33 protein-coding genes are annotated in these 21,596 nt (G+C 68.4%); 1 reads left to right on the top strand and 32 read right to left on the bottom strand.

Features of this window, described 5'->3' with window-relative positions:
* Positions 1 to 29 precede the first annotated feature (29 nt).
* Positions 30 to 1,025, top strand: coding sequence for a type I pantothenate kinase (coaA, locus tag ACFVHB_RS01080; protein WP_380314113.1), 996 nt, complete (start codon positions 30 to 32; stop codon positions 1,023 to 1,025).
* 137 nt (positions 1,026 to 1,162) lie between these two features.
* On the opposite strand, the gene glmM is transcribed toward coaA, so the two are convergent.
* The 32 genes from glmM to rplB all read right to left on the bottom strand — a co-directional run bounded on the left by glmM (position 1,163) and on the right by rplB (position 21,564).
* Positions 1,163 to 2,527 (bottom strand): phosphoglucosamine mutase, encoded by a 1,365-nt coding sequence (glmM, locus tag ACFVHB_RS01075; protein WP_380314112.1) that lies wholly within the window; start codon positions 2,525 to 2,527, stop codon positions 1,163 to 1,165.
* A 179-nt stretch (positions 2,528 to 2,706) separates the two neighbouring features.
* Positions 2,707 to 3,207, bottom strand: coding sequence for a 30S ribosomal protein S9 (rpsI, locus tag ACFVHB_RS01070; RefSeq protein WP_380314111.1), 501 nt, complete (start codon positions 3,205 to 3,207; stop codon positions 2,707 to 2,709).
* Positions 3,208 to 3,253: 46 nt separating this feature from the next.
* Entirely contained in the window at positions 3,254 to 3,697 is a 444-nt protein-coding gene (gene rplM, locus ACFVHB_RS01065; protein WP_030263432.1) for a 50S ribosomal protein L13, read from the bottom strand.
* 209 nt (positions 3,698 to 3,906) lie between these two features.
* Positions 3,907 to 5,565: an ABC-F family ATP-binding cassette domain-containing protein gene (locus tag ACFVHB_RS01060; RefSeq protein WP_380314110.1), complete on the bottom strand. Its 1,659-nt coding sequence runs from the start codon at positions 5,563 to 5,565 to the stop codon at positions 3,907 to 3,909.
* 75 nt (positions 5,566 to 5,640) lie between these two features.
* Entirely contained in the window at positions 5,641 to 6,543 is a 903-nt protein-coding gene (gene truA / locus ACFVHB_RS01055) for a tRNA pseudouridine(38-40) synthase TruA (RefSeq protein ID WP_380314109.1), read from the bottom strand.
* 81 nt (positions 6,544 to 6,624) lie between these two features.
* Positions 6,625 to 7,119, bottom strand: a complete 495-nt coding sequence (rplQ, locus tag ACFVHB_RS01050) for a 50S ribosomal protein L17 (RefSeq protein ID WP_380314108.1) — start codon at positions 7,117 to 7,119, stop codon at positions 6,625 to 6,627.
* A gap of 127 nt (positions 7,120 to 7,246) precedes the next feature.
* On the bottom strand, positions 7,247 to 8,269 hold the full coding sequence (locus ACFVHB_RS01045) for a DNA-directed RNA polymerase subunit alpha (RefSeq protein ID WP_030055844.1): 1,023 nt from the start codon (positions 8,267 to 8,269) through the stop codon (positions 7,247 to 7,249).
* A 130-nt stretch (positions 8,270 to 8,399) separates the two neighbouring features.
* Positions 8,400 to 8,807, bottom strand: coding sequence for a 30S ribosomal protein S11 (rpsK, locus tag ACFVHB_RS01040; protein WP_014136257.1), 408 nt, complete (start codon positions 8,805 to 8,807; stop codon positions 8,400 to 8,402).
* Positions 8,808 to 8,879: 72 nt separating this feature from the next.
* Positions 8,880 to 9,260: a 30S ribosomal protein S13 gene (rpsM, locus tag ACFVHB_RS01035; protein ID WP_097237495.1), complete on the bottom strand. Its 381-nt coding sequence runs from the start codon at positions 9,258 to 9,260 to the stop codon at positions 8,880 to 8,882.
* Positions 9,261 to 9,437: 177 nt separating this feature from the next.
* Positions 9,438 to 9,551 (bottom strand): 50S ribosomal protein L36, encoded by a 114-nt coding sequence (gene rpmJ, locus ACFVHB_RS01030; RefSeq protein ID WP_003956441.1) that lies wholly within the window; start codon positions 9,549 to 9,551, stop codon positions 9,438 to 9,440.
* Positions 9,552 to 9,583: 32 nt separating this feature from the next.
* Complete coding sequence (gene infA / locus ACFVHB_RS01025) at positions 9,584 to 9,805, bottom strand: translation initiation factor IF-1 (protein WP_003956442.1); 222 nt, start codon at positions 9,803 to 9,805, stop codon at positions 9,584 to 9,586.
* Positions 9,806 to 9,988: 183 nt separating this feature from the next.
* Positions 9,989 to 10,414, bottom strand: coding sequence for a large conductance mechanosensitive channel protein MscL (gene mscL, locus ACFVHB_RS01020; RefSeq protein WP_380314107.1), 426 nt, complete (start codon positions 10,412 to 10,414; stop codon positions 9,989 to 9,991).
* A gap of 128 nt (positions 10,415 to 10,542) precedes the next feature.
* Positions 10,543 to 11,382, bottom strand: coding sequence for a type I methionyl aminopeptidase (map, locus tag ACFVHB_RS01015; protein ID WP_380314106.1), 840 nt, complete (start codon positions 11,380 to 11,382; stop codon positions 10,543 to 10,545).
* A 130-nt stretch (positions 11,383 to 11,512) separates the two neighbouring features.
* Positions 11,513 to 12,166, bottom strand: coding sequence for an adenylate kinase (locus ACFVHB_RS01010; RefSeq protein WP_380314105.1), 654 nt, complete (start codon positions 12,164 to 12,166; stop codon positions 11,513 to 11,515).
* Entirely contained in the window at positions 12,166 to 13,476 is a 1,311-nt protein-coding gene (secY, locus tag ACFVHB_RS01005; protein WP_380314104.1) for a preprotein translocase subunit SecY, read from the bottom strand. Before secY ends, ACFVHB_RS01010 begins: the two co-directional genes overlap by 1 nt.
* A gap of 330 nt (positions 13,477 to 13,806) precedes the next feature.
* Positions 13,807 to 14,259, bottom strand: coding sequence for a 50S ribosomal protein L15 (rplO, locus tag ACFVHB_RS01000; RefSeq protein WP_380314103.1), 453 nt, complete (start codon positions 14,257 to 14,259; stop codon positions 13,807 to 13,809).
* A gap of 2 nt (positions 14,260 to 14,261) precedes the next feature.
* The gene (gene rpmD / locus ACFVHB_RS00995) at positions 14,262 to 14,444 is read right to left on the bottom strand and encodes a 50S ribosomal protein L30 (protein WP_109451325.1); all 183 of its coding nucleotides are present in this window, start codon (positions 14,442 to 14,444) and stop codon (positions 14,262 to 14,264) included.
* Complete coding sequence (gene rpsE / locus ACFVHB_RS00990) at positions 14,444 to 15,064, bottom strand: 30S ribosomal protein S5 (protein ID WP_380314102.1); 621 nt, start codon at positions 15,062 to 15,064, stop codon at positions 14,444 to 14,446. The genes rpmD and rpsE overlap by 1 nt, the downstream gene beginning before the upstream one ends.
* A gap of 48 nt (positions 15,065 to 15,112) precedes the next feature.
* Entirely contained in the window at positions 15,113 to 15,496 is a 384-nt protein-coding gene (rplR, locus tag ACFVHB_RS00985) for a 50S ribosomal protein L18 (RefSeq protein ID WP_030280785.1), read from the bottom strand.
* Positions 15,497 to 15,499: 3 nt separating this feature from the next.
* A complete protein-coding gene (gene rplF, locus ACFVHB_RS00980) occupies positions 15,500 to 16,039 on the bottom strand; it encodes a 50S ribosomal protein L6 (RefSeq protein ID WP_380314101.1) in 540 nt (179 codons plus the stop codon).
* Between the two features lie 22 nt (positions 16,040 to 16,061).
* Positions 16,062 to 16,469 (bottom strand): 30S ribosomal protein S8, encoded by a 408-nt coding sequence (gene rpsH, locus ACFVHB_RS00975; protein WP_238862988.1) that lies wholly within the window; start codon positions 16,467 to 16,469, stop codon positions 16,062 to 16,064.
* A gap of 258 nt (positions 16,470 to 16,727) precedes the next feature.
* Positions 16,728 to 16,913 carry a type Z 30S ribosomal protein S14 gene (locus ACFVHB_RS00970; RefSeq protein ID WP_030393303.1) on the bottom strand — a complete coding sequence of 62 codons (186 nt, stop codon included), beginning with the start codon at positions 16,911 to 16,913 and terminating at the stop codon, positions 16,728 to 16,730.
* 4 nt (positions 16,914 to 16,917) lie between these two features.
* The gene (gene rplE, locus ACFVHB_RS00965; RefSeq protein WP_380314100.1) at positions 16,918 to 17,487 is read right to left on the bottom strand and encodes a 50S ribosomal protein L5; all 570 of its coding nucleotides are present in this window, start codon (positions 17,485 to 17,487) and stop codon (positions 16,918 to 16,920) included.
* Positions 17,487 to 17,798: a 50S ribosomal protein L24 gene (gene rplX, locus ACFVHB_RS00960; RefSeq protein WP_100892787.1), complete on the bottom strand. Its 312-nt coding sequence runs from the start codon at positions 17,796 to 17,798 to the stop codon at positions 17,487 to 17,489. Before rplX ends, rplE begins: the two co-directional genes overlap by 1 nt.
* A gap of 15 nt (positions 17,799 to 17,813) precedes the next feature.
* Positions 17,814 to 18,185 carry a 50S ribosomal protein L14 gene (gene rplN / locus ACFVHB_RS00955; RefSeq protein ID WP_030232481.1) on the bottom strand — a complete coding sequence of 124 codons (372 nt, stop codon included), beginning with the start codon at positions 18,183 to 18,185 and terminating at the stop codon, positions 17,814 to 17,816.
* 102 nt (positions 18,186 to 18,287) lie between these two features.
* Positions 18,288 to 18,560: a 30S ribosomal protein S17 gene (gene rpsQ, locus ACFVHB_RS00950; protein WP_110670527.1), complete on the bottom strand. Its 273-nt coding sequence runs from the start codon at positions 18,558 to 18,560 to the stop codon at positions 18,288 to 18,290.
* The gene (rpmC, locus tag ACFVHB_RS00945) at positions 18,560 to 18,784 is read right to left on the bottom strand and encodes a 50S ribosomal protein L29 (protein WP_209414070.1); all 225 of its coding nucleotides are present in this window, start codon (positions 18,782 to 18,784) and stop codon (positions 18,560 to 18,562) included. Before rpmC ends, rpsQ begins: the two co-directional genes overlap by 1 nt.
* The gene (rplP, locus tag ACFVHB_RS00940; RefSeq protein WP_030300385.1) at positions 18,784 to 19,203 is read right to left on the bottom strand and encodes a 50S ribosomal protein L16; all 420 of its coding nucleotides are present in this window, start codon (positions 19,201 to 19,203) and stop codon (positions 18,784 to 18,786) included. The genes rpmC and rplP overlap by 1 nt, the downstream gene beginning before the upstream one ends.
* Positions 19,204 to 19,208: 5 nt before the next feature.
* A complete protein-coding gene (rpsC, locus tag ACFVHB_RS00935) occupies positions 19,209 to 20,030 on the bottom strand; it encodes a 30S ribosomal protein S3 (RefSeq protein ID WP_209414069.1) in 822 nt (273 codons plus the stop codon).
* Positions 20,030 to 20,377 (bottom strand): 50S ribosomal protein L22, encoded by a 348-nt coding sequence (gene rplV / locus ACFVHB_RS00930; RefSeq protein ID WP_030232471.1) that lies wholly within the window; start codon positions 20,375 to 20,377, stop codon positions 20,030 to 20,032. The genes rpsC and rplV overlap by 1 nt, the downstream gene beginning before the upstream one ends.
* Positions 20,378 to 20,434: 57 nt before the next feature.
* Positions 20,435 to 20,716 carry a 30S ribosomal protein S19 gene (rpsS, locus tag ACFVHB_RS00925; protein ID WP_035848164.1) on the bottom strand — a complete coding sequence of 94 codons (282 nt, stop codon included), beginning with the start codon at positions 20,714 to 20,716 and terminating at the stop codon, positions 20,435 to 20,437.
* 11 nt (positions 20,717 to 20,727) lie between these two features.
* On the bottom strand, positions 20,728 to 21,564 hold the full coding sequence (gene rplB, locus ACFVHB_RS00920) for a 50S ribosomal protein L2 (RefSeq protein ID WP_380314099.1): 837 nt from the start codon (positions 21,562 to 21,564) through the stop codon (positions 20,728 to 20,730).
* Positions 21,565 to 21,596 lie beyond the last annotated feature (32 nt).

Below are 21,596 nucleotides of genomic sequence, written 5' to 3'. Positions count from 1 at the left end.
AACCGCCCTGAACGCCGCTACGGCCCACAATGGACCATGTGCTGACCGAACTCTGTACGCGGGGCGCCACCACGCCCGGCCCGTCACCGTCCCCCTACGTGGACCTCAGCCGGGCCGAGTGGAGCGCACTGCGCGAGCGTACGCCGCTGCCGCTGACCGCGGAGGAGGTGGAGCGGCTGCGCGGCCTGGGCACGGCCCTCGACCTGGACGAGGTCCGTGACGTCTACCTGCCGCTGTCCCGGCTGCTGAACCTCTACATCCACGCCACGCACGAGCTGCGCGGCGCGCTGGGGACCTTCCTGGACACCCCGGACACCGAGCGCACCCGGACCCCGTTCATCATCGGCGTGGCCGGCTCGGTCGCGGTCGGCAAGTCCACCAGCGCCCGCCTGCTGCAGGCCCTGCTGGCCCGCTGGCCCGAGCACCCCCGGGTCGAACTGGTCACCACCGACGGCTTCCTGCTCCCCAACGCGGAGCTGCGCCGGCGCGGCCTGATGGCCCGCAAGGGCTTCCCCGAGTCGTACGACCGCCGCGCCCTGATGCGCTTCGTCGCGGACGTGAAGGCCGGCAAGGAACGGGTGACCGCGCCGGTCTACTCGCACCTGGTGTACGACATCGTGCCGGGCGAGCGGCTCACCGTGGAGCGCCCCGACATCCTGATCGTCGAGGGCCTGAACGTGCTCCAGCCGGCCCTGCCCGGCACCGACGGCCGGACCCGCCTCGCGGTGGCCGACTACTTCGACTTCTCGATCTACGTCGACGCCCGCACCGACGACATCGAGAGCTGGTACCTGGACCGCTTCCGCAAGCTCCGGCAGACCGCGTTCCAGGACCCGAACTCCTACTTCCGCCGCTTCACCGAGGTGCCGGAGGAGGAGGCGATGGAGTACGGCCGCCAGGTCTGGCGCACCATCAACAAGCCCAACCTGCTGGAGAACGTGCTCCCCACCCGGGGCCGCGCCACGCTGATCCTGCAGAAGGGCCAGGACCACAAGGTCCGCCGGGCGCTGCTGCGCAAGCTCTGACCGGGCCGCGCGAGCTTCGCCCCGGCCGCGCGACCTTCGCCCCGGGCCGCGCGAGCCCTGACCGGGCGTCAAGGAGAACGGGAGAAGGCCCCCGCCGGACGAATCCGGCGGAGGCCTTCCGCGTGCACGCGGCGGGGTCAGCCCAGGTACGTCCGGACGGCCTCGGCCAGCCGCTCGGCGACGGCCTTGGCCTGCACCTGGTCGGCGGCCTCCACCATCACCCGGACCAGCGGCTCGGTGCCGGACGGGCGCAGCAGCACCCGGCCGGTGGAGCCCAGCTCGGCCTCCGCCTCGGCGACCGCGGCGGCCAGCTCCGCACTGCTCTTCACCCGGGACTTGTCGACGCCCTTGACGTTGATCAGCAGCTGCGGCAGCCGGGTCATCACGGCGGCCAGGTCGGCCAGCGGCTGCTTGGTGGCGGCCAGCCGGGCACCCAGCATCAGACCGGTCAGGGTGCCGTCGCCGGTGGTCGCGTGGTCCAGCAGGATGACGTGGCCGGACTGCTCGCCGCCCAGGGCGAAGCCGTGCTCCTTCATCGCCTCCAGCACGTAGCGGTCGCCGACCCCGGTCTGCACCAGGTCGATGCCCTCGCGCTCCATCGCCAGCTTGAAGCCCAGGTTGGACATCACGGTGGCGACGGCCGTGTTGCGGCGCAGCGTGCCGGCCTCCTTCATGGCGACGGCCAGGATCGCGATGATCTGGTCGCCGTCGACCTCGTTGCCGTCCGCGTCGGCGGCGAGGCAGCGGTCGGCGTCGCCGTCGAGCGCGATGCCGAGGTCGGCGCGGTGCTCCTTCATGGCGGTCCGCAGCCGGTCCAGGTGGGTGGAGCCGACGCCGTCGTTGATGTTGAGGCCGGTGGGCTCGGCCCCCAGGGTGTGGACGACCTCGGCGCCGGCCCGGGCGAAGGCCTCGGGGGCGACGTAGGCGGCCGCGCCGTGGGCGCCGTCGATGACGACCCGGATGCCGTCCAGGCGGTTGGGCAGCACGCCGATCAGGTGGGCGACGTACTTGTCGAAGCCCTCGGTGTACTCGCGGACCCGGCCGACGGCGGCACCGGTCGGGCGCTTCCACTCGTCGCTGCCGACCGAGTACGTCCGGTAGTGCGCCTCGATGGCGTCCTCGATCCGGTCGTCCAGCTTGTGGCCGCCGCGGGCGAGGAACTTGATGCCGTTGTCCGGCATGGCGTTGTGGCTGGCGGAGAGCATCACGCCGAAGTCGGCGCCGAGCGCGCCGGTCAGGTAGGCGACCGCCGGGGTGGGCAGCACGCCGACCCGCAGTACGTCGACGCCCGCGCTCGCCAGGCCGGCGATGACCGCGGCCTCCAGGAACTCGCCCGAGGCCCGGGGGTCGCGGCCGACCACCGCGACCGGCCGGTGGCCGTCGAAGGCCCCGGCCTCACCGAGCACGTGCGCCGCCGCGACCGACAGCCCGAGCGCCAGCTCGGCCGTCAGCCCCTCGTTGGCCACGCCGCGTACGCCGTCCGTACCGAAGAGTCGTCCCACTTGTTCCCGTCCTCCATCGCCGCCGCCGGCCGTGTCCGGCAGCCCCATCCGATCGAATCCCAGGCCGTCCGCACCACGGCCGGGGAGCACGACGCCCCGGAGTACACGGGGTACTCCGGGGCGTGAGAGCGCAACCGGGGGTGTGCACCACCAGGGCGGTACACACCCCTGGGGCGCGATTAGCGCTTGCTGTACTGCGGCGCCTTGCGGGCCTTCTTCAGACCGGCCTTCTTGCGCTCGACGGCGCGGGCGTCACGGGTCAGGAAGCCGGCCTTCTTGAGGGCGCCGCGGTTGTTGTCCACGTCGGCCTCGTTCAGGGCACGGGCCACGCCGAGGCGCAGCGCGTAGGCCTGGCCGGAAACGCCGCCACCCGAGATGCGGGCGACGACGTCGTAACGACCGTCGAGCTCCAGCAGCTTGAAGGGCTCGTTCACGGTCTGCTGGTGCACCTTGTTGGGGAAGTAGTTCTCCAGGGTGCGACCGTTGATCTTCCACTGCCCGGTGCCGGGGACGATGCGCACGCGGGCGATCGCCTCCTTGCGACGGCCGAGGCCGGCGCCCGGGGTGGCCTCGCCGAAACGGCCGGCCAGCGACTCGGAGGTGTAGCTCTCCTCGGAGGTGTACTCGCCCTCGACGGCCTCGTCGAAGTCGACCTCAAGGGTTTCAGTGGTCTCGGCCACGGTGTTCCTCAGCTCTTTTCAGTGTTGGGGGGCTTGGTGGCCGGAATTACTGCGCGACCTGGGTGATCTCGAACGGCACCGGCTGCTGGGCAGCGTGCGGGTGCTGGTCGCCCGAGTAGACCTTGAGCTTCGAGAGCATCTGGCGGCCCAGGCTGTTCTTGGGGATCATGCCCTTGATGGCCTTCTCGACGGCCTTCTCCGGGTTCTTGTCCAGGAGGTCGTCGTAGCGGACCGAGCGGAGACCGCCCGGGAAACCGCTGTGGCGGTAGGCCATCTTCTGGGTCTTCTTGTTACCCGACAGGTGCACCTTGTCCGCGTTGATGATGATGACGAAGTCACCCGTGTCAACGTGCGGCGCGTAGATCGCCTTGTGCTTGCCCCGGAGGAGGTTGGCGGCCTGGGAAGCCAGGCGGCCGAGCACGACGTCGGTCGCGTCGATGACGTGCCACTGACGCTGGACGTCGCCGGGCTTGGGGCTGTACGTACGCACGGTCGTAGCCTCTGCTTTTCAGTGAGTGAGTCCTGACAGGAGCACCCGGTCGAGGCATCAGCCTGGCCGCCTTGGACGCAATTCAAGGAGGGCCGCTGGGTGGTCGACCTGGTATCTCCGGCGTACCGACCTCTCACGTGAGATAGAGCGAGCCAATACGCACAACAAGCACCCAGCCTACCGGGCGGCCCCGGACGGGTCAAAAACGGTCAGCGCTCGCGCTCGACCCGGGTCACGTCCCAGACCGGCTCGGGCGACTCGTAGACCCGGCCGTCCGCGCCGAACACCAGGAACCGGTCGAAGCTCCTGGCGAACCAGCGGTCGTGCGTCACACAGAGCACCGTGCCGTCGAAGGCCTCCAGCCCGGCCTGCAGCGCCTCGGCGCTCTCCAGGTCCAGGTTGTCGGTCGGCTCGTCCAGCAGCAGCGCCGTGACGCCGGAGAGTTCGAGCTTGAGGATCATCAGCCGGGCCTGCTGCCCGCCGGACAGCGACTCGAACTTCTGCTCCTCCTGCCGGTCCAGCTCGTACCGGCGCAGCGCGCCCATCGCGGCGCCGCGGCTCAGCGCGTGCTCCTCCTCGATGATCGAGCGGACGGTGCGGCCGAGCAGCTCGGGGTGGGCGTGGGTCTGCCGGAAGTGCCCCGGCACCACCCGGGCGCCGAGCTTCCAGCCGCCGGTGTGCGCGACCGAGGCGTCTCCGGCGAGCAGCCGCAGGAAGTGCGACTTGCCGGAGCCGTTGGAGCCCAGCACGGCCACCCGCTCGCCGTAGAAGACCTCCAGGTCGAAGGGCTTCATCAGGCCGGTGAGCTCCAGCTGCTCCATGGTGAACGCGCGCACGCCCGTCCGGCCGCCCTTGAGCCGCATGGTGATGGTCTGCTCGCGCGGCGGCGTCTCCGGCGGGCCGGCGTCCTCGAACTTCTTCAGCCGCGTCTGCGCGGCCGAGTAGCGGGAGGCCATCTCGTGGCTGACCGAGGCGGCCTGGCGCAGGGTGACGACCAGCTTCTTCAGCTTGGCGTGCTCCTCGTCCCAGCGGCGGCGCAGCTCCTCGAAGCGCTCGAAGCGGGCCTTGCGGGCCTCGTGGAAGGTGTCGAAGCCGCCGCCGTGCACCCAGACGCTGGAGCCGGCCGCGCCGGACTCGACGCTGATGATCTTCTCGGCGGTCCGGGAGAGCAGCTCGCGGTCGTGCGAGATGTACAGCACCGTCTTCGAGGTGGCCCTGATGGCCTCCTCCAGCCAGCGCTTGCCCGGGACGTCGAGGTAGTTGTCCGGCTCGTCCAGCAGCAGCACCTCTTCGGGGCCGCGCAGCAGCGCCTCCAGTACCAGGCGCTTCTGCTCGCCGCCGGAGAGCGTGTTCAGGCCGCGCCACTGCGCCTTCTCGAACGGCATGCCGAGGGCCGCCATGGTGCAGACGTCCCAGTCGGTCTCGTAGTCGTAGCCGCCGACGTCGGCCCAGTCGGAGAGCGCCTGGGCGTAGGCCATCTGCGTCTTCTCGTCGTCCTGGGCGATCATCGCCAGCTCGGCGGCGTCGACCGCGCGGGCGGCGACGGCGATCCGCTCGGGGGCGACGGAGACCAGCAGGTCCCGGACGGAGGCGTCGGCGGGCAGGGCGCCCGGCGTCTCGTTCTGGTCCTCGCGGCCGGTGGTGCCGACGAACTGGCGCATCACGCCGAGCCCGCCGCTGATCGTCACCGAGCCGCCGTGCGGCTGGATGTCGCCCGCGATCATGCGCAGCAGCGTGGTCTTGCCGGCGCCGTTGGCACCCACCAGGGCCACCGCGGCGCCCTCGCCGACCCGGAAGGACGCGTCGTCGAACAGCACCCGCCCGTCCGGCAGGTAGTACTCAAGGTGCGAAATCTCGACGTGTCCCATGCGGGAGATTGTCCCAAGCGGCCGCCCAGGACCAAAACGGATTACGGGCGGCGACGGATCACGGGCGGCGACGGATCACGGGCGGCCCGGCAGGGTCCGGATCCGCCGCGCGGCCCGGCTGCGCTCGGCGAGCTGGTCGTCGGCCGGGTAGCCGACCTCCTCCAGCGTCAGCCCGTACGGCCGGATCACGTTGACCGCGGAGTTGCGCACCCCGCCGGCCAGCACCTCGCCGGGAAACTCCACCGGCCGGTGGCCGTCGCCGACCAGCAGCATGGCCCCGACCAGCGCCCGCACCATGTTGTGGCAGAAGGCGTCGGCCCGGACGGTCGCGACCGCCAGCGAGCCCTCCTGGGCGGCGTAGCCGTCCACCGGGACGCGGTCCCAGTGCAGCTCCAGCAGGGTGCGGATGGTGGTCGCACCCTCGCGCTTCTTGCAGTACGCGGCGAAGTCGTGCTCGCCCAGCAGCAGCTCGGCGGCGGCGTTCATCCGGTCGATGTCCAGCGGCCGGTCGTGCCAGAGCACGTGGCCGCGCAGCAGCGGGTCCACCCCACCGGGGTGGTCGGCGACCCGGTAGGCGTAGCGGCGCCAGATCGCGGAGAAGCGGGCGTCGAAGCCGGCCGGCGCCTCGCCGACCCGGTAGATCCGGACGTCCCCGGGCAGCCGCCCGGCCAGCCGGCGCAGCAGCTTCTCGCGGTGCTCGGCCCAGAGCCCGGCCGGCAGGTCGACGTGCGCGACCTGGCCGCGGGCGTGCACGCCGGCGTCGGTGCGGCCCGCCACGGTCAGCGGGTAGAGCTCCGAGCTGCGGGTGACGACCTGCAGGGCGGTCTCGATCTCCTCCTGCACCGTCCGCCGGCCGCCCTTCTGGCGGGCCCAGCCGGAGAACTCGGCGCCGTGGTAGGCGAGGTCCAGCCGGACCCGGACGTACCCGTCCGCCGGACCGTCCTTCACCGGCGGCTGCTCGGCGCAATCGTTGACCACTGCTCTCCACTCCCTGGACATGAGGAACGGGCCCGCTCCCCCACGGATGGGGAAGCGGGCCCGCGACAACACCTAGCGGTGTCAGGCCTGCTCGGCGGCCTCGGTCTCGGCGGCCTCGGGGGCCTCCTCGACCTTGGTCTCCTCAGCCTTGGCGTCGGCCTCCTTGACGGCGCGCTTGGTGGCGGCCTCGGCCTCGCCGACGGCGGTCTGCGCGACGGTCAGCGCCTCGACCAGCTCGATCACGGCCATCGGGGCGTTGTCGCCACGACGGGGACCGATCTTGGTGATGCGGGTGTAGCCACCCGGGCGGTTCTCGTAGCGCGGCGCGATCTCGGTGAAGAGGGTGTGCAGCACCGACACGTCGGTGATGGTCTTGCGCACCAGGCGACGGTTGTGGATGTCGCCCTTCTTCGCCTTGGTGATCAGCTTCTCCGCCAGCGGGCGCAGGCGGCGGGCCTTGGCCTCGGTGGTGGTGATGCGGCCGTACTGGAACAGCTCACGGGCCAGACCGGCGAGCAGCAGCGGCTCGTGGTGCGGGCCGCCGCCGAGGCGGGCACCCTTGGTGGGACGCGGCATGGAATTACTCCTCGAATCTCCGACTGCGGCCGTACCAGGTACCGCAGCGGGCGTACGGGCACTGTGCCCGCACGACTTTCACGACGACGGGGGCGGTTCCGGGGAACCGCCCCCGCGGTCAGGCCTTTCAGTACTGCTCGGTCTCCGCGTAACCCGCGTCGTCCAGGTCGTCGGCGCCGAAGGCGTCGGCGGCGGCGGTCGGGTCGAACCCGGGCGGGCTGTCCTTGAGGGCCAGGCCCATGCCGGCCAGCTTCGCCTTGACCTCGTCGATCGACTTCGCACCAAAGTTGCGGATGTCGAGCAGGTCGGCCTCGGAGCGGGCGACGAGCTCACCCACGGTGTGGATGCCCTCGCGCTTGAGGCAGTTGTAGGACCGAACGGTGAGCTCCAGCTCCTCGATCGGCAGCGCCAGGTCGGCGGCCAGGGCGGCGTCCGTCGGGGACGGGCCCATGTCGATGCCCTCGGCGTCGATGTTCAGCTCGCGGGCGAGGCCGAACAGCTCCACCAGGGTCTTGCCGGCCGAGGCCATGGCGTCACGCGGGCGCATGGCGGGCTTGGTCTCGACGTCGACGATCAGCTTGTCGAAGTCGGTCCGCTGCTCGACACGGGTGGCCTCGACCTTGTAGGTGACCTTCAGCACGGGGCTGTAGATCGAGTCGACCGGGATGCGGCCGATCTCCTGGCCGGAGGCCTTGTTCTGGACGGCGGAGACGTAGCCGCGACCGCGCTCGACGGTCAGCTCCATCTCCAGCTTGCCCTTGCCGTTCAGGGTGGCGAGGACGAGCTCGGGGTTGTGCACCTCGACACCGGCCGGCGGCGCGATGTCGGCGGCGGTGACCACACCCGGGCCCTGCTTGCGCAGGTACATCACGACCGGCTCGTCGTGCTCCGAGGAGACGACCAGCTGCTTGATGTTGAGGATGAGGTCGGTGACGTCCTCCTTGACGCCCGGCACGGTGGTGAACTCGTGCAGGACACCGTCGATGCGGATGCTGGTGACAGCGGCACCCGGGATCGAGGAAAGGAGCGTGCGGCGCAGGGAGTTGCCGAGGGTGTAGCCGAAGCCCGGCTCCAGCGGCTCGATCACGAACCGCGAGCGGAACTCGTCGACGACCTCTTCGGTCAGCGAGGGACGCTGAGCGATAAGCATGAGGGGTGTTCCTCCAGTTGTCTTCGGCACCCACTATTTGATGCCGACAGGACCAAGCGTACGGGGTCCCGCGAAGAACGGGACCCCGTACGAGGTTCAAAGCGTTACCCGCGTGCCCGAAGGCGCTGCGTCAGACGCGGCGGCGCTTCGGCGGACGGCAGCCGTTGTGCGGGGTGGGGGTGACGTCCTGGATCGAGCCGACCTCCAGGCCGGTGGCCTGGAGCGAACGGATCGCGGTCTCGCGGCCGGAGCCCGGACCCTTCACGAAGACGTCGACCTTGCGCATGCCGTGCTCCTGCGCGCGACGGGCAGCGGCCTCGGCGGCCATCTGCGCGGCGAACGGGGTGGACTTGCGCGAGCCCTTGAAGCCGACGTGGCCGGCGGAGGCCCAGGAGATCACGTTGCCCGACGGGTCGGTGATCGAAACGATGGTGTTGTTGAACGTGCTCTTGATGTGCGCGTGGCCGTGAGCGACGTTCTTCTTTTCCTTGCGGCGGATCTTCTTCGCGCCGGCAGCCTGACGACCCTTGGGGGGCATAAGTCTGTTCTCCTACTGAGGTGGTCGGTCCGCTGACCCGCGGGCCGGAGGGATGTCCGGTTACGGGACGGACTACTTCTTGCCCGGCTTCTTCTTGCCGGCAATCGCGCGACGCGGGCCCTTGCGGGTACGCGCGTTGGTGTGGGTGCGCTGACCGCGGACCGGCAGGCCACGGCGGTGACGCAGACCCTCGTAGCAGCCGATCTCGACCTTGCGGCGGATGTCGGCGGCCACCTCACGGCGGAGGTCACCCTCGACCGTGTAGTTGGCGTCGATGTACTGGCTCAGCTTGACGAGGTCTTCCTCGGAGATGTCGCGAACGCGGACATCCGGGTTGACGCCGGTCTCGGCCAGGGTCTGCTGGGCGCGGGTACGGCCGATGCCGTACACGTAGGTGAGGGCGATCTCGATCCGCTTCTCACGGGGGAGATCAACGCCGGCGAGGCGTGCCATTCAAGGCTCCTGTGGTTCTTCAGAGGTCTGGCGTGCCACCTACTCCGACACCTCACGGTGAGGGAGCCCCGGCCTCTGACCGGGGGCGGCAGTCCGTCCCTCGGGGGGACGGATCGGGTGACCCGCTTATGACGTTTTCGCGTCGCGCGAAGTACTACGAGAAATGCTGGGGAGAGATCAGCCCTGGCGCTGCTTGTGGCGCAGGTTGTCGCAGATCACCATGACCCGGCCGTGACGGCGGATCACCTTGCACTTGTCGCAGATCTTCTTGACGCTCGGCTTGACCTTCATGTTCAGGTTCTCCGGGTCTAGATCTGACGTTCTTACTTGTAGCGGTAGACGATCCGGCCGCGCGTGAGGTCGTAGGGGCTGAGCTCCACGACGACCCGGTCGTCCGGCAGGATGCGGATGTAGTGCATGCGCATCTTGCCGCTGATGTGCGCGAGGACCTTGTGACCGTTCTGCAGCTCGACCTTGAACATCGCGTTCGGAAGAGACTCGATCACGGTGCCCTCGATCTCAATGGCGCCTTGCTTCTTAGCCATGAACTGCGAGATCCACCTTCCGGGACCGGCTACCGTATGCGGCACGCTCGTGCGAACCTGGGTTCACCCCGACCCCCGTGAGGGAAGAGGGCGTGCTGAAGCACGCTACGAGTGAGCCGACGGTCCATCCTACGCCAGCCCGTGGGATGCGCCAAAACCGGGGCCGGGGCGTGGCCGAACGGGTCAGCGCGGGGCGCCGACCCGGAGCGGCTCGACGTGCGAGGTGCAGGCCGAGCAGCGGCGGGCCTCCTCCGGGATCTCGGTCAGGCACTCCGGGCAGGGCCGCTTCGGGGTCTTCGGCTTCTTCGGCAGGTAGCGCGCGGTCGCCTTGGTCACCGGCAGCACGATGCAGAAGTACAGCACCGCGGCGGTCATGAAGAACGCGATCAGCACGTTGAGGAACTGCCCGTACGGGAAGGTGACGCCCGCCACCGTCGCCCGGTACGAGCTGAAGTCGCCGGCCGCACCGACCACCACGCCCACCAGCGGGGTGAGGAACGCCGACACGAAGCCGGTCACCACCGCGGTGAAGGCGGCACCGATGACCACACCGACGGCCATGTCCACCACGTTGCCGCGCATCATGAAGTCGCGGAATCCCTTGAGCACTGTGCTCTCTCCTGCTCGCTCGAAGCCGGTCCGGCTGCTGTCGCCACTGCCAGCCGATAAAAATAGGACAAAGGCCCTGGAGGTCCAAACCTCCAGGGCCCTGATCCGGCGTCAGCCGCGCGGTCCTGCTACGCGAGCGGGTCCGGAGCGGCGGTGATGCCCAGCTTGGCGAGTTCGGCCTTGCCGCCGTCGAAGGCGGTCAGGACCAGCGGGCCCTGCTCGGTGACCGCCACCGAGTGCTCCCAGTGCGAGGCCCAGGTGCCGTCGTTGGTCACGACGGTCCAGTCGTCCTCCAGCACGGTGGTGTGCGGGGTGCCCAGCGAGACCATCGGCTCGATCGCCAGCACGGTGCCGGGGATCAGCTTCGGGCCCTTGCCGCGGCCGCGCTCGACGTAGTTCAGCACGTGCGGCTCCATGTGCATCGCGGTGCCGATGCCGTGGCCGCCGTAACCCTCGGTGATGCCCCACTTGCCCTTCGGCGGCAGCGGCTGGCGGCGGATGTAGCCCTCGATCGCCTTGGAGACGTCGACCAGGCGGTTGCCCTTCTTCATCTGGGCGATGCCGGCCCACATCGATCCCTCGGTGACCCGGCTCAGCATCTCGACCTCGGGGCGGACCTCGCCGACCGCGACGGTGATCGCCGAGTCGCCGTGCCAGCCGTCCAGGATGGCGCCGCAGTCGATCGAGATGACGTCGCCCTCCTGCAGCACCCGGTCGCCGGGGATGCCGTGCACGACCTCGTTGTTCACCGAGGCGCAGATCACGCCGGGGAACCAGAGGCCGCCGTGGTGGGCCCGGAAGTTCGAGGTGGCGCCGTGGTCGGTGATGACCTTGTCGGCGATGTCGTTGAGCTCCTGGGTGGTCACCCCCGGAGCGACCGCCTCGCGGCAGGCCTTCAGCGCCTCGGCGACGACCAGCCCGGCCGCTCGCATCTTCGCGATCTGCTCGGGGGTCTTGATCTCCACCATCTGGTCACGCCTTCCTTGGGTTCCCGCCCGGTCCTTGCCGCGCGGCCGTGCACTCGTTCCACCGTACGACGCCGTACGGCCGCGCTGCCCCGGGAGGGGGAGCGCGGCCGTACGGACGTCGCCGAGACTGTCAGCTGCTCTGCTTCAGCGCCTCGATCGCGCGCTGCGTGACCTCGTCCACCTTGCCGAGGGCCGGGATCGTCTCGATCAGGCCCTGCTGGCGGTAGTAGTCGATGATCGGCTCGGTCTCCGTGTGGTAGACCTCCAGGCGCGTGCGCACCTTCTCCTCGGTGTCGTCCGAGCGCTGGTACAGCTCGCCGCCGCACTCGTCGCAGACGCCCTCGGTCTTCGGCGGGTTGTAGTCCACGTGGAACACGTGGCCGCCGTCGTTGCGGCAGAGCCGGCGGCCGGCGATGCGCTTGACGACCTCGTCCTCGGGGACCTCCAGGTCCAGCACGCCGTCCAGCTTGATGCCCTGCTCGACGAGGAACTCGTCCAGGGCCTTGGCCTGGCCCAGGTTGCGGGGGAAGCCGTCCAGCAGGAAGCCCTTGGCGGCGTCCGGCTGGAGCATGCGGTCCTTGGCCATCCCGATGGTGACCTCATCCGGCACCAGGCGACCCGCGTCCATGTAGCTCTTGGCCTCGAGCCCCAGCGGGGTGCCCTGACCAATGTTGGCGCGGAACAGGTCGCCGGTGGAGATGTGGGGGATGGACAGGGTCTTGGCGAGCAGGTGCGCCTGAGTACCCTTCCCGGCCCCGGGAGGCCCGACGAGGACGATACGCATCAGCGGAGGAACCCTTCGTAATTGCGCTGCTGGAGCTGGCTCTCGATCTGCTTGACAGTTTCGAGTCCGACGCCGACGACGATGAGAACGCTGGTGCCGCCGAACGGGAAGTTGGTCTGCTGTCCGAAGGCGACCAGGGCGATCATCGGGATCAACGCGATCAGGCCCAGGTAGAGCGAACCCGGCCACGTGATACGGGTGAGCACGTAGTTCAGGTACTCGGCCGTCGGCCGACCGGCCCGGATACCCGGGATGAACCCACCATACTTCTTCATATTGTCGGCAACTTCTTCGGGGTTGAAGGAGATGGCGACGTAGAAGAAGGCGAAGAAGACGATCAGCAGGAAGTAGGTGGCCATGTAGATCGGGTGGTCACCCTTGACGAAGTTCGTCCGGATCCACACCGCCCAGCTCGCCTGGCTGTTGGTCAGCTGCACCACCAGAGCGGGGATGTACAGCAGCGACGAGGCGAAGATGACCGGGATGACACCGGCCTGGTTCACCTTGAGCGGGATGTAGGTCGAGGTGCCGCCGAACGCCCGCCGGCCGATCATCCGCTTCGCGTACTGGACCGGGATCCGGCGCTGCGCCTGCTCCACGAAGATGACCAGCATCACAACGATGATGCCGACCGCGACCACGGAGAGGAACTCGACCCAGCCGTCGCCGATGGTGCCGGACTGCTTGATCGCCCACATCGAGGACGGGAACTGCGCCGCGATCGAGGTGAAGATCAGCAGCGACATACCGTTGCCGATGCCGCGGTCGGTGATCAGCTCGCCCAGCCACATGATGAAGGTGGTGCCCGCGGTCATGGTCAGGACCATGACGGCGATCCGGAACACGCTGGTGTCCGGCACGATCTGGTTGGCGTAGACGCAGCCCGAGAACAGCGCACCGCTGGAGGCCGTGGCGACGATGCCGGTGCCCTGGAGCACGGCGAGCGCGATGGTCAGGTACCGGGTGTACTGCGTGATCTTCGCGGTACCGGCCTGGCCCTCCTTCTTCAGCGCCTCGAGCCGCGGGATCACGACGGTGAGGAGCTGGAGGATGATGCTGGCCGTGATGTACGGCATGATGCCGAGCGCGAAGATCGTCAGCTGGAGGAGCGCGCCACCGCTGAACAGGTTGACGAGCCCGAACAGGCCGCTGTTCTTGGTCTCCTTCACACAGGCGTTGACCGCCTGGAAATCGACCCCCGGAACGGGGATGTGCGATCCCAGCCGGAACAGCACCATGATGCCCAGCGTGAACAGCAGCTTCTTGCGCAGGTCGGGCGTCTGGAACGCCCGCGCGAACGCACTGAGCACGGTGCCTCCTGCGCCTCCCGCGCGTCGTCGGCGGGAGGGTCGGTCCTGAATGGGGAGTTTGCGGTTCGGGCCCCCGTACAGACGGCACAGGCGAGCCTACGCGCAGCCTACAAGGGAACTCCACGGACTCTAACAGTGCGCGGCCACTCGAAAGAAGCGCGTACGGCCCCTCCCCCACTCACGGGGTACGGGATGCCCGGGTTTGCCACACAAAAGAACGAGGCCCGCACCCACCTGGGGAGAGGCGGCGGAAAGCGGGCCCGGCCGAGGAAAAGGCACGGGCCCCGCGCCTCCCGGAGGAGGTGCGGGGCCCGTGTGGAGTCAGCGGGCTCAGACGAGCTCGGTGACGGTACCGCCGGCGGCGGTGATCTTCTCGGCGGCGGAGCCGGAGACGGCGTCGACCGTCACCTGCAGCGCGACCGAGATCTCGCCGGTGCCGAGCACCTTGACGAGGGAGTTCTTGCGAACCGCGCCCTTGGCGACCAGGTCCTCGACAGTGACCTCGCCACCCTGCGGGTAGAGCTCGGCCAGCTTGTCCAGGTTGACGACCTGGAAGGTCACCTTGAACGGGTTCTTGAAGCCCTTCAGCTTCGGCAGGCGCATGTGGAGCGGCATCTGGCCACCCTCGAAGCGCTGCGGAACCTGGTAGCGGGCCTTGGTGCCCTTGGTACCACGACCGGCGGTCTTACCCTTGGAGCCCTCACCACGACCCACGCGGATCTTGTCGGTCTTGGCACCCGGGGCGGGACGCAGGTTGTGGATCTTGATCGGCTGGTCGGCCATGATCAGTCCACCTCCTCAACCGTCACCAGGTGACGGACCGTGTGGGCCATCCCGCGGATCTCGGGACGGTCCTCCTTCACCACGACGTCGTGCAGGCGCTTGAGACCAAGCGAGCGCAGGGTGTCACGGTGGTTCTGCTTGCTACCGATGTAGGACTTGGTCTGCGTGATCTTCAGGCGAGCCATCAGGCGCTCACCCCGGCAGCACGAGCCCGCAGCAGAGCGGCGGGAGCGACGTCCTCCAGCGGCAGGCCACGACGCGCGGCGATCTCCTCGGGGCGCACGAGGCCCTTCAGAGCGGCCACGGTGGCGTGCACGATGTTGATCGCGTTGTCCGAGCCGAGCGACTTCGACAGGATGTCGTGGATGCCGGCGCACTCCAGGACGGCACGCACCGGACCACCGGCGATAACACCGGTACCGGGGGCGGCCGGCTTCAGCAGCACGACGCCGGCGGCCTTCTCGCCCTGAACGGGGTGCGGGATGGTGCCCTGGATACGGGGAACCTTGAAGAAGTTCTTCTTGGCCTCCTCAACGCCCTTGGCGATGGCGGCCGGAACCTCCTTCGCCTTCCCGTAACCGACACCCACGGTGCCCTCGCCATCGCCCACCACGACCAGCGCGGTGAAGGAGAAGCGACGACCACCCTTGACAACCTTGGCGACACGGTTGATCGCGACGACGCGCTCGACGTAAGCGGTCTTCTCGACAACCTGGGCGCTGCCCCGGTCGTCACGCTTACGGTCGCGCCGCTCGCCACCGGTGCCGCCACCGGCGCCGCTACCGCGGCGCTGGGGTCCAGCCATTGGAATTACCTCTCTCGTTTACGTCCGTCGACAGAGCCGACGAGCGGCTTAGAAGTCGAGCCCGGCCTCACGGGCCGCGTCCGCCAGGGCGGCGATGCGGCCGGCGTACCGGTTGCCCGCGCGGTCGAAGACGACCGACTCGATGCCGGCGGCCTTGGCGCGCTCGGCGACCAGGCTTCCGACCTTCTTGGCCAGCTCGGTCTTGTCGCCCTCGGCGCCCTTGATGGACACGTCGAGGGTGGACGCCGACGCCAGGGTGTGACCCTTGGCGTCGTCGATGACCTGGGCGACCATGTGACGGTTCGAGCGCGTCACGACGAGACGCGGACGCACCTCGGTGCCGACGACGCGCTTGCGAACGCGGATCGCGCGGCGCTTGCGAGCGGCGCTCTTGTAGGCGTTGCCCTTGCCGATCTTGACAGAGACACTCATCGCTTACTTACCACTCTTTCCGACCTTGCGGCGGATGACCTCGCCCGCGTACTTGACGCCCTTGGCCTTGTACGGGTCGGGCTTGCGCAGCTTGCGGATGTTCGCGGCGACCTCGCCGACCTTCTGCTTGTCGATGCCGTCCACGTGGAACTTGGTGGGCGACTCGACGACGAAGGTGATGCCCTCCGGCGCCGGGACCAGGATCGGGTGGCTGTAGCCGAGCGAGAACTCCATGTCGGAGCCCTTCGCCGCGACGCGGTAACCAACACCGCTGATCTCCAGCGACTTGCGGTAGCCTGCGGTCACGCCGGTGATCATGTTCGCCACCAGCGTGCGGGTCAGGCCGTGCAGGGCCTTCGACTGACGCTCGTCGTTCGGGCGGGTGACGAGCAGCGTGCCGTCCTCGCCCTTGCCGATCTCGATCGGCGCGGCGACGACGTGGGTGAGGGAGCCCTTCGGGCCCTTCACCGAGACCGCCTGGCCATCGATGGTGACGTCCACGCCGGCGGGAACCGGGATGGGCAGCCGTCCAATGCGCGACATTGCTGTACCTCCGTTTCCCGAATTACCAGACGTAGGCGAGAACTTCTCCGCCTACGCCCTTCTTGGCAGCCTGCTTGTCCGTGAGGAGACCCGAGGACGTGGAGATGATCGCCACGCCCAGGCCGCCGAGGACCTTCGGCAGGTTGGTGGACTTTGCGTAGACCCGCAGGCCCGGCTTGCTGATCCGCTTGATGCCAGCGATCGAGCGCTCGCGGTTGGGGCCGAACTTGAGCTCGATGGTCAGCTTCTTGCCGACCTCGCCCTCAGCGGGCTCCTCAACCTTGTAGGAGGAGATGTACCCCTCCTGCTGCAGGATCTCGGCGACGTGCGCCTTGATCTTGCTGGCCGGCATCGCCACGGAGTCGTGGTACGCCGAGTTAGCGTTACGCAGACGCGTGAGCATGTCTGCGATGGGGTCGGTCATGGTCATGATGGCCTCAGGCCTCTCTCGCCGTGGTTTCTCCGCGCAAGGTCCCCCGTACTCCTGCGGAGTACGGGGCACAGACGCAGGGGACCTACGACGTAGTAAGACTGGGTGCGAGCCCTCCGAAGAGGGTCAGGGTCGCTATGGAACGACCGTGACAGGGGGCCCGACCCCACTACCTTACGGGATTCCGTACGGGAGCCCAAAAGCGGGCGATGTGGGGTCGGGCACCTCTGCTTCGCTTGGTGCGCCTAAAGCTCTGGCTTACCAGGAGCTCTTGGTCACGCCCGGCAGCTCGCCGCGGTGCGCCATCTCACGGAGGCAGACACGGCAGAGGCCGAACTTGCGGTACACCGAGTGCGGACGGCCGCAGCGCTGGCACCGGGTGTAGGCCCGGACGCCGAACTTCGGCTTCCGCTCGGCCTTCGCGATGAGGGACTTCTTCGCCATTGGCTCACGCCTCCTTGAACGGGAAGCCCAGAGCGCGCAGGAGCGCCCGGCCCTCGTCGTCGGTCTGAGCGGTGGTCACGACGGTGATGTCCATACCGCGCTGACGGTCGACCTTGTCCTGGTCGATCTCGTGGAACATAACCTGCTCGGTCAGACCGAAGGTGTAGTTGCCACGGCCGTCGAACTGCTTCGGGGAGAGGCCACGGAAGTCACGGATACGCGGCAGGGCCAGCGTCACCAGACGGTCCAGGAACTCCCACATGCGGTCACCGCGCAGGGTGACGTGGGTGCCGATCGGCTGGCCCTCGCGCAGCTTGAACTGCGCGATGGACTTGCGAGCCTTGGTCACGGCCGGCTTCTGACCGGTGATCGCGGTCAGGTCGCGGATCGCGCCCTCGATCAGCTTGCTGTCACGGGCGGCCTCGCCGACACCCATGTTGACCACGACCTTGACCAGGCCGGGGATCAGCATGACGTTCTCGTACGAGAACTGCTCCTGCAGCTGGCCCTTGATCTCGGAGTTGTAACGCTCCTTGAGGCGGGGGGCCACCTTCTCAACAGTCGTCTCAGACATCAGATGTCCTCACCGGTCCGCTTGGCAACGCGGATCTTGTTGCCCTCGTCGTCGAAGCGGTAGCCAACGCGGGTGACGACCTTCTTGCCGTCCTTCTCCACGACCAGCTGGACGTTGGAGACGTGCACCGGGGCCTCGACGGTGACGATGCCACCCTGAGTACCCGGGCCCGGCTTGGTGTGCTTCTTGACCCGGTTCACACCCTCGACCAGGACCTTGTTCTCAGCCGGCAGGGCCTGGATGACCTTGCCCTGCTTGCCCTTGTCCTTGCCGGTGATGACCTGAACCAGGTCACCCTTCTTGATCTTCATGCTGTTCGCCATGGGTCAGAGCACCTCCGGCGCCAGCGAGATGATCTTCATGAACTTCTTGTCGCGCAGCTCGCGGCCCACCGGGCCGAAGATGCGGGTACCACGGGGGTCACCCTCGGTGTTCTTCAGAACGACCGCGGCGTTCTCGTCGAAGCGGATGTACGAGCCATCCGGACGACGACGCTCCTTGACGGTGCGGACGACGACGCACTTGACGACGTCACCCTTCTTCACCGAACCGCCGGGGATCGCGTCCTTGACGGTCGCGACGATGACGTCCCCGATGCCGGCGTAGCGGCGACCGGAGCCACCGAGAACACGGATGCAAAGGATCTCCTTCGCACCAGTGTTGTCGGCAACACGCAGTCGCGACTCCTGCTGGATCACAGCTTTCTCCTGATCGTCAACGAGAGTCGACGGGCCGGCCGCTGCTCACACCGGCGTCCCGGGGGGACCCGCTGCACATACGGCCGTACCTCATCGGCTTCGTTACTTGGCCTTCTCGAGGATCTCGACGACGCGCCAGCGCTTCGTCGCGGACAGCGGGCGGGTCTCCGCGAGGAGGACCCGGTCACCGATGCCGCACGCGTTCTGCTCGTCGTGCGCCTTCAGCTTGTTCGTACGGCGGATGACCTTGCCGTACAGAGCGTGCTTGACGCGGTCCTCGACGGCGACGACGACGGTCTTGTCCATCTTGTCGCTGACGACGAGACCCTCGCGGGTCTTGCGGAAACCGCGCGTCTCGTTGGTGTTCTCAGTCATCAGGCGTTCTCCACCGTCTCGATGCCCAGCTCGCGCTCGCGCATCAGGGTGTAGATCCGCGCGATGTCCTTACGGACGAGCTTCAGCCGTCCGTGGTTGTCGAGCTGCCCGGTCGCCGCCTGGAAGCGGAGGTTGAACAGCTCCTCCTTGGCCTCACGCAGCTTGGCAACGAGAGCCTCGTTGTCCAGCTGGCGGAGGTCAGCAGCCTTGGTAGCGGCCGACATCAGCTCTCACCGTCCTCGCGCCGGACGATCCGGCACTTCATCGGCAGCTTGTGCGCGGCGCGGGTGAGCGCCTCGCGAGCAACCTTCTCGTTCGGGTACGACAGCTCGAACATGACCCGACCCGGGTGCACGTTCGCGATCCACCACTCCGGCGAACCCTTACCGGAACCCATGCGGGTCTCGGCCGGCTTCTTGGTCAGCGGACGGTCCGGGTAGATGTTGATCCAGACCTTGCCGCCACGGCGGATGTGACGGGTGATCGCGATACGAGCGGACTCGATCTGACGGTTCGTCACGTAGGCCGGGGTCACGGCCTGGATGCCGAACTGGCCGAACGCCAGCTCGGTGCCACCCTTGGAGGCGCCACGGCGCTTCGGGTGGTGCTGCTTGCGGTGCTTGACCCGACGGGGGATCAGCATGTGGGTCAGGCCTCCGTTCCGGTGTTCTCAGCAGCCGGAGCCTCGGTCACCGGGGCCGCGGGGGCCTCGGCGGCCGGACGACGGCCACGGCCACCGCGCTCGCCACCACGGCGCTCGCCACCGCGGGCGGGACGACCACCCTCGGGACGGGCCGGGCGGTTGCCCGAGCGGGCAGCGGCGTTCTCAGCGCGGACCTCGGCGATGTTCTTGACGTCGCCCTTGTAGATCCAGACCTTCACGCCGATGCGGCCGAAGGTCGTCTTGGCCTCGAAGAAGCCGTAGTCGACGTTCGCGCGCAGGGTGTGCAGCGGCACACGGCCCTCGCGGTAGAACTCCGAACGGCTCATCTCGGCGCCGCCGAGACGACCGGAGCACTGGACCTTGATGCCCTTGGCGCCGGACTTCATGGTGCCCTGCATCGACTTGCGCATGGCACGACGGAAGGAGACGCGGGAGGACAGCTGCTCCGCGACGCCCTGAGCCACGAGCTGGGCGTCCAGCTCGGGGTTCTTGACCTCGAGGATGTTCAGCTGGACCTGCTTGCCGGTCAGCTTCTCGAGGTCGCCGCGGATGCGGTCGGCCTCGGTGCCACGGCGGCCGATGACGATGCCGGGGCGGGCGGTGTGGATGTCGACGCGGACGCGGTCGCGGGTGCGCTCGATCTCGACCTTGGAGATGCCGGCGCGCTCCATGCCCTTCGTCATCATGCGACGAATGGCGACGTCTTCCTTGACGTAGTCCTTGTACAGCTTGTCGGCGTACCAGCGGGACTTGAAGTCCGTGCTGATGCCGAGGCGGAACCCGTGCGGGTTAACCTTCTGGCCCATTACCGGGTCCCTTCCTTGCTGCTGACGACCACGGTGATGTGGCTGGTCCGCTTGCGGATCCGGTAGGCACGGCCCTGGGCGCGCGGACGGAACCGCTTCAGGGTCGGGCCCTCGTCAACGTACGCCTCAGAGATGTAGAGGTCGTCCACGTTGGAGTGGTTGTAGTTGTGCGCGGCGTTGGCGATGGCGCTGTCGAGCACCTTGCCGACCGGCACGGTGGCGGCCTGCGGAGCGAAACGCAGGACGGCCTGGGCCTCCGTGGCGTTCAGGCCACGGATGAGGTCCACCACGCGGCGGGCCTTCATGGGCGTGACGCGGATGTACCGCGCCTGGGCCCTGGCTTCCATGGTTGTCCCCTTAATGGAGTAAGTCATTGAGTCGTTCTGGCGGTGAAGCTCAGGCGACTAGCGACGCTTCGACTTGCGGTCGTCCTTGACGTGGCCGCGGAAGGTGCGGGTCGGAGCGAACTCGCCCAGCTTGTGGCCGACCATCGACTCGGTGACGAACACCGGGACGTGCTTGCGACCATCGTGAACCGCGATCGTGTGGCCGAGCATGCTCGGGGAGATCACGGAGCGACGGGACCAGGTCTTGATGACGTTCTGGGTACCCGCCTCGTTCTGAGCGTCCACCTTCTTGATGAGGTGGCCGTCGATGAAGGGGCCCTTCTTGAGACTGCGCGGCATCTGACCTGCTCCTAGCGCTTCTTGTTGGTCTTGCGGCGGCGCACGATGAGCTTGTCCGACGCCTTGTTCGGGCGACGGGTACGGCCCTCGGGCTTACCCCACGGCGAGACCGGGTGGCGACCACCGGAGGTCTTACCCTCACCACCACCGTGCGGGTGGTCGATCGGGTTCATGGCCACACCACGCACGGTCGGGCGGACGCCCTTCCAGCGCATACGGCCGGCCTTGCCCCAGTTGATGTTCGACTGCTCGGCGTTGCCGACCTCGCCGACGGTGGCGCGGCAGCGCGCGTCCACCAGGCGGATCTCACCGGAGGGCATGCGCAGGTGCGCCATCTTGCCCTCACGCGCCAGCAGCTGGATGCCGGAGCCGGCCGAGCGGGCCAGCTTGGCACCGCCGCCGGGACGCAGCTCCACCGCGTGGATGGTGGTACCGACCGGGATGTTGCGCAGCGGCAGGTTGTTGCCCGGCTTGATGTCGGCCGCGGGGCCGTTCTCGATCCGGTCACCCTGCGCGATGCCGCGCGGCGCGATGATGTAGCGCTTCTCGCCGTCCGCGTAGTGCAGGAGCGCGATGCGCGCGGTGCGGTTCGGGTCGTACTCGATGTGCGCGACCTTGGCCGGCACGCCGTCCTTGTCGTGACGACGGAAGTCGATCACGCGGTAGGCGCGCTTGTGACCGCCACCCTGGTGGCGAGCGGTGACACGACCGGCGTTGTTACGGCCGCCCTTGCTGTGCAGGGGGCGAACCAGCGACTTCTCCGGCGTGGACCGCGTGATTTCTACGAAGTCGGCCACGCTGGAGCCACGACGGCCCGGCGTAGTCGGCTTGTACTTGCGGATGCCCATTTGGCTCTCTCGTCCTCGTCCTAATCGACGAT

The organism is Kitasatospora sp. NPDC127111 (assembly GCF_042677465.1).
In the GTDB taxonomy this organism is placed as follows: Bacteria; Actinomycetota; Actinomycetes; order Streptomycetales; family Streptomycetaceae; genus Kitasatospora.
Note: the sequence above shows the minus strand (reverse complement) of the source record. Positions and strands in the feature narration are given on the sequence as shown.

What these genes read in the sequence shown, in the direction of transcription:
- coaA (WP_380314113.1), top strand. Translation starts at nt 30, where the DNA reads ATGGACCATGTGCTGACCGAACTCTGTACGCGGGGCGCCACCACGCCC.
- ACFVHB_RS01060 (WP_380314110.1), bottom strand. Translation starts at nt 5,565, where the DNA reads ATGGGACACGTCGAGATTTCGCACCTTGAGTACTACCTGCCGGACGGG.
- rplQ (WP_380314108.1), bottom strand. Translation starts at nt 7,119, where the DNA reads ATGCCGCGTCCCACCAAGGGTGCCCGCCTCGGCGGCGGCCCGCACCAC.
- ACFVHB_RS01045 (WP_030055844.1), bottom strand. Translation starts at nt 8,269, where the DNA reads ATGCTTATCGCTCAGCGTCCCTCGCTGACCGAAGAGGTCGTCGACGAG.
- rpsK (WP_014136257.1), bottom strand. Translation starts at nt 8,807, where the DNA reads ATGCCCCCCAAGGGTCGTCAGGCTGCCGGCGCGAAGAAGATCCGCCGC.
- rpsM (WP_097237495.1), bottom strand. Translation starts at nt 9,260, where the DNA reads ATGGCACGCCTCGCCGGCGTTGATCTCCCCCGTGAGAAGCGGATCGAG.
- rpmJ (WP_003956441.1), bottom strand. Translation starts at nt 9,551, where the DNA reads ATGAAGGTCAAGCCGAGCGTCAAGAAGATCTGCGACAAGTGCAAGGTG.
- infA (WP_003956442.1), bottom strand. Translation starts at nt 9,805, where the DNA reads ATGGCTAAGAAGCAAGGCGCCATTGAGATCGAGGGCACCGTGATCGAG.
- map (WP_380314106.1), bottom strand. Translation starts at nt 11,382, where the DNA reads ATGGTGGAGATCAAGACCCCCGAGCAGATCGCGAAGATGCGAGCGGCC.
- ACFVHB_RS01010 (WP_380314105.1), bottom strand. Translation starts at nt 12,166, where the DNA reads ATGCGTATCGTCCTCGTCGGGCCTCCCGGGGCCGGGAAGGGTACTCAG.
- rplO (WP_380314103.1), bottom strand. Translation starts at nt 14,259, where the DNA reads ATGGCCGACCAGCCGATCAAGATCCACAACCTGCGTCCCGCCCCGGGT.
- rpmD (WP_109451325.1), bottom strand. Translation starts at nt 14,444, where the DNA reads ATGGCTCGCCTGAAGATCACGCAGACCAAGTCCTACATCGGTAGCAAG.
- rpsE (WP_380314102.1), bottom strand. Translation starts at nt 15,064, where the DNA reads ATGGCTGGACCCCAGCGCCGCGGTAGCGGCGCCGGTGGCGGCACCGGT.
- rplR (WP_030280785.1), bottom strand. Translation starts at nt 15,496, where the DNA reads ATGAGTGTCTCTGTCAAGATCGGCAAGGGCAACGCCTACAAGAGCGCC.
- rplF (WP_380314101.1), bottom strand. Translation starts at nt 16,039, where the DNA reads ATGTCGCGCATTGGACGGCTGCCCATCCCGGTTCCCGCCGGCGTGGAC.
- rpsH (WP_238862988.1), bottom strand. Translation starts at nt 16,469, where the DNA reads ATGACCATGACCGACCCCATCGCAGACATGCTCACGCGTCTGCGTAAC.
- ACFVHB_RS00970 (WP_030393303.1), bottom strand. Translation starts at nt 16,913, where the DNA reads ATGGCGAAGAAGTCCCTCATCGCGAAGGCCGAGCGGAAGCCGAAGTTC.
- rplE (WP_380314100.1), bottom strand. Translation starts at nt 17,487, where the DNA reads ATGTCTGAGACGACTGTTGAGAAGGTGGCCCCCCGCCTCAAGGAGCGT.
- rplX (WP_100892787.1), bottom strand. Translation starts at nt 17,798, where the DNA reads ATGAAGATCAAGAAGGGTGACCTGGTTCAGGTCATCACCGGCAAGGAC.
- rpsQ (WP_110670527.1), bottom strand. Translation starts at nt 18,560, where the DNA reads ATGACTGAGAACACCAACGAGACGCGCGGTTTCCGCAAGACCCGCGAG.
- rpmC (WP_209414070.1), bottom strand. Translation starts at nt 18,784, where the DNA reads ATGTCGGCCGCTACCAAGGCTGCTGACCTCCGCCAGCTGGACAACGAG.
- rplP (WP_030300385.1), bottom strand. Translation starts at nt 19,203, where the DNA reads ATGCTGATCCCCCGTCGGGTCAAGCACCGCAAGCAGCACCACCCGAAG.
- rpsC (WP_209414069.1), bottom strand. Translation starts at nt 20,030, where the DNA reads ATGGGCCAGAAGGTTAACCCGCACGGGTTCCGCCTCGGCATCAGCACG.
- rplV (WP_030232471.1), bottom strand. Translation starts at nt 20,377, where the DNA reads ATGGAAGCCAGGGCCCAGGCGCGGTACATCCGCGTCACGCCCATGAAG.
- rpsS (WP_035848164.1), bottom strand. Translation starts at nt 20,716, where the DNA reads ATGCCGCGCAGTCTCAAGAAGGGCCCCTTCATCGACGGCCACCTCATC.
- rplB (WP_380314099.1), bottom strand. Translation starts at nt 21,564, where the DNA reads ATGGGCATCCGCAAGTACAAGCCGACTACGCCGGGCCGTCGTGGCTCC.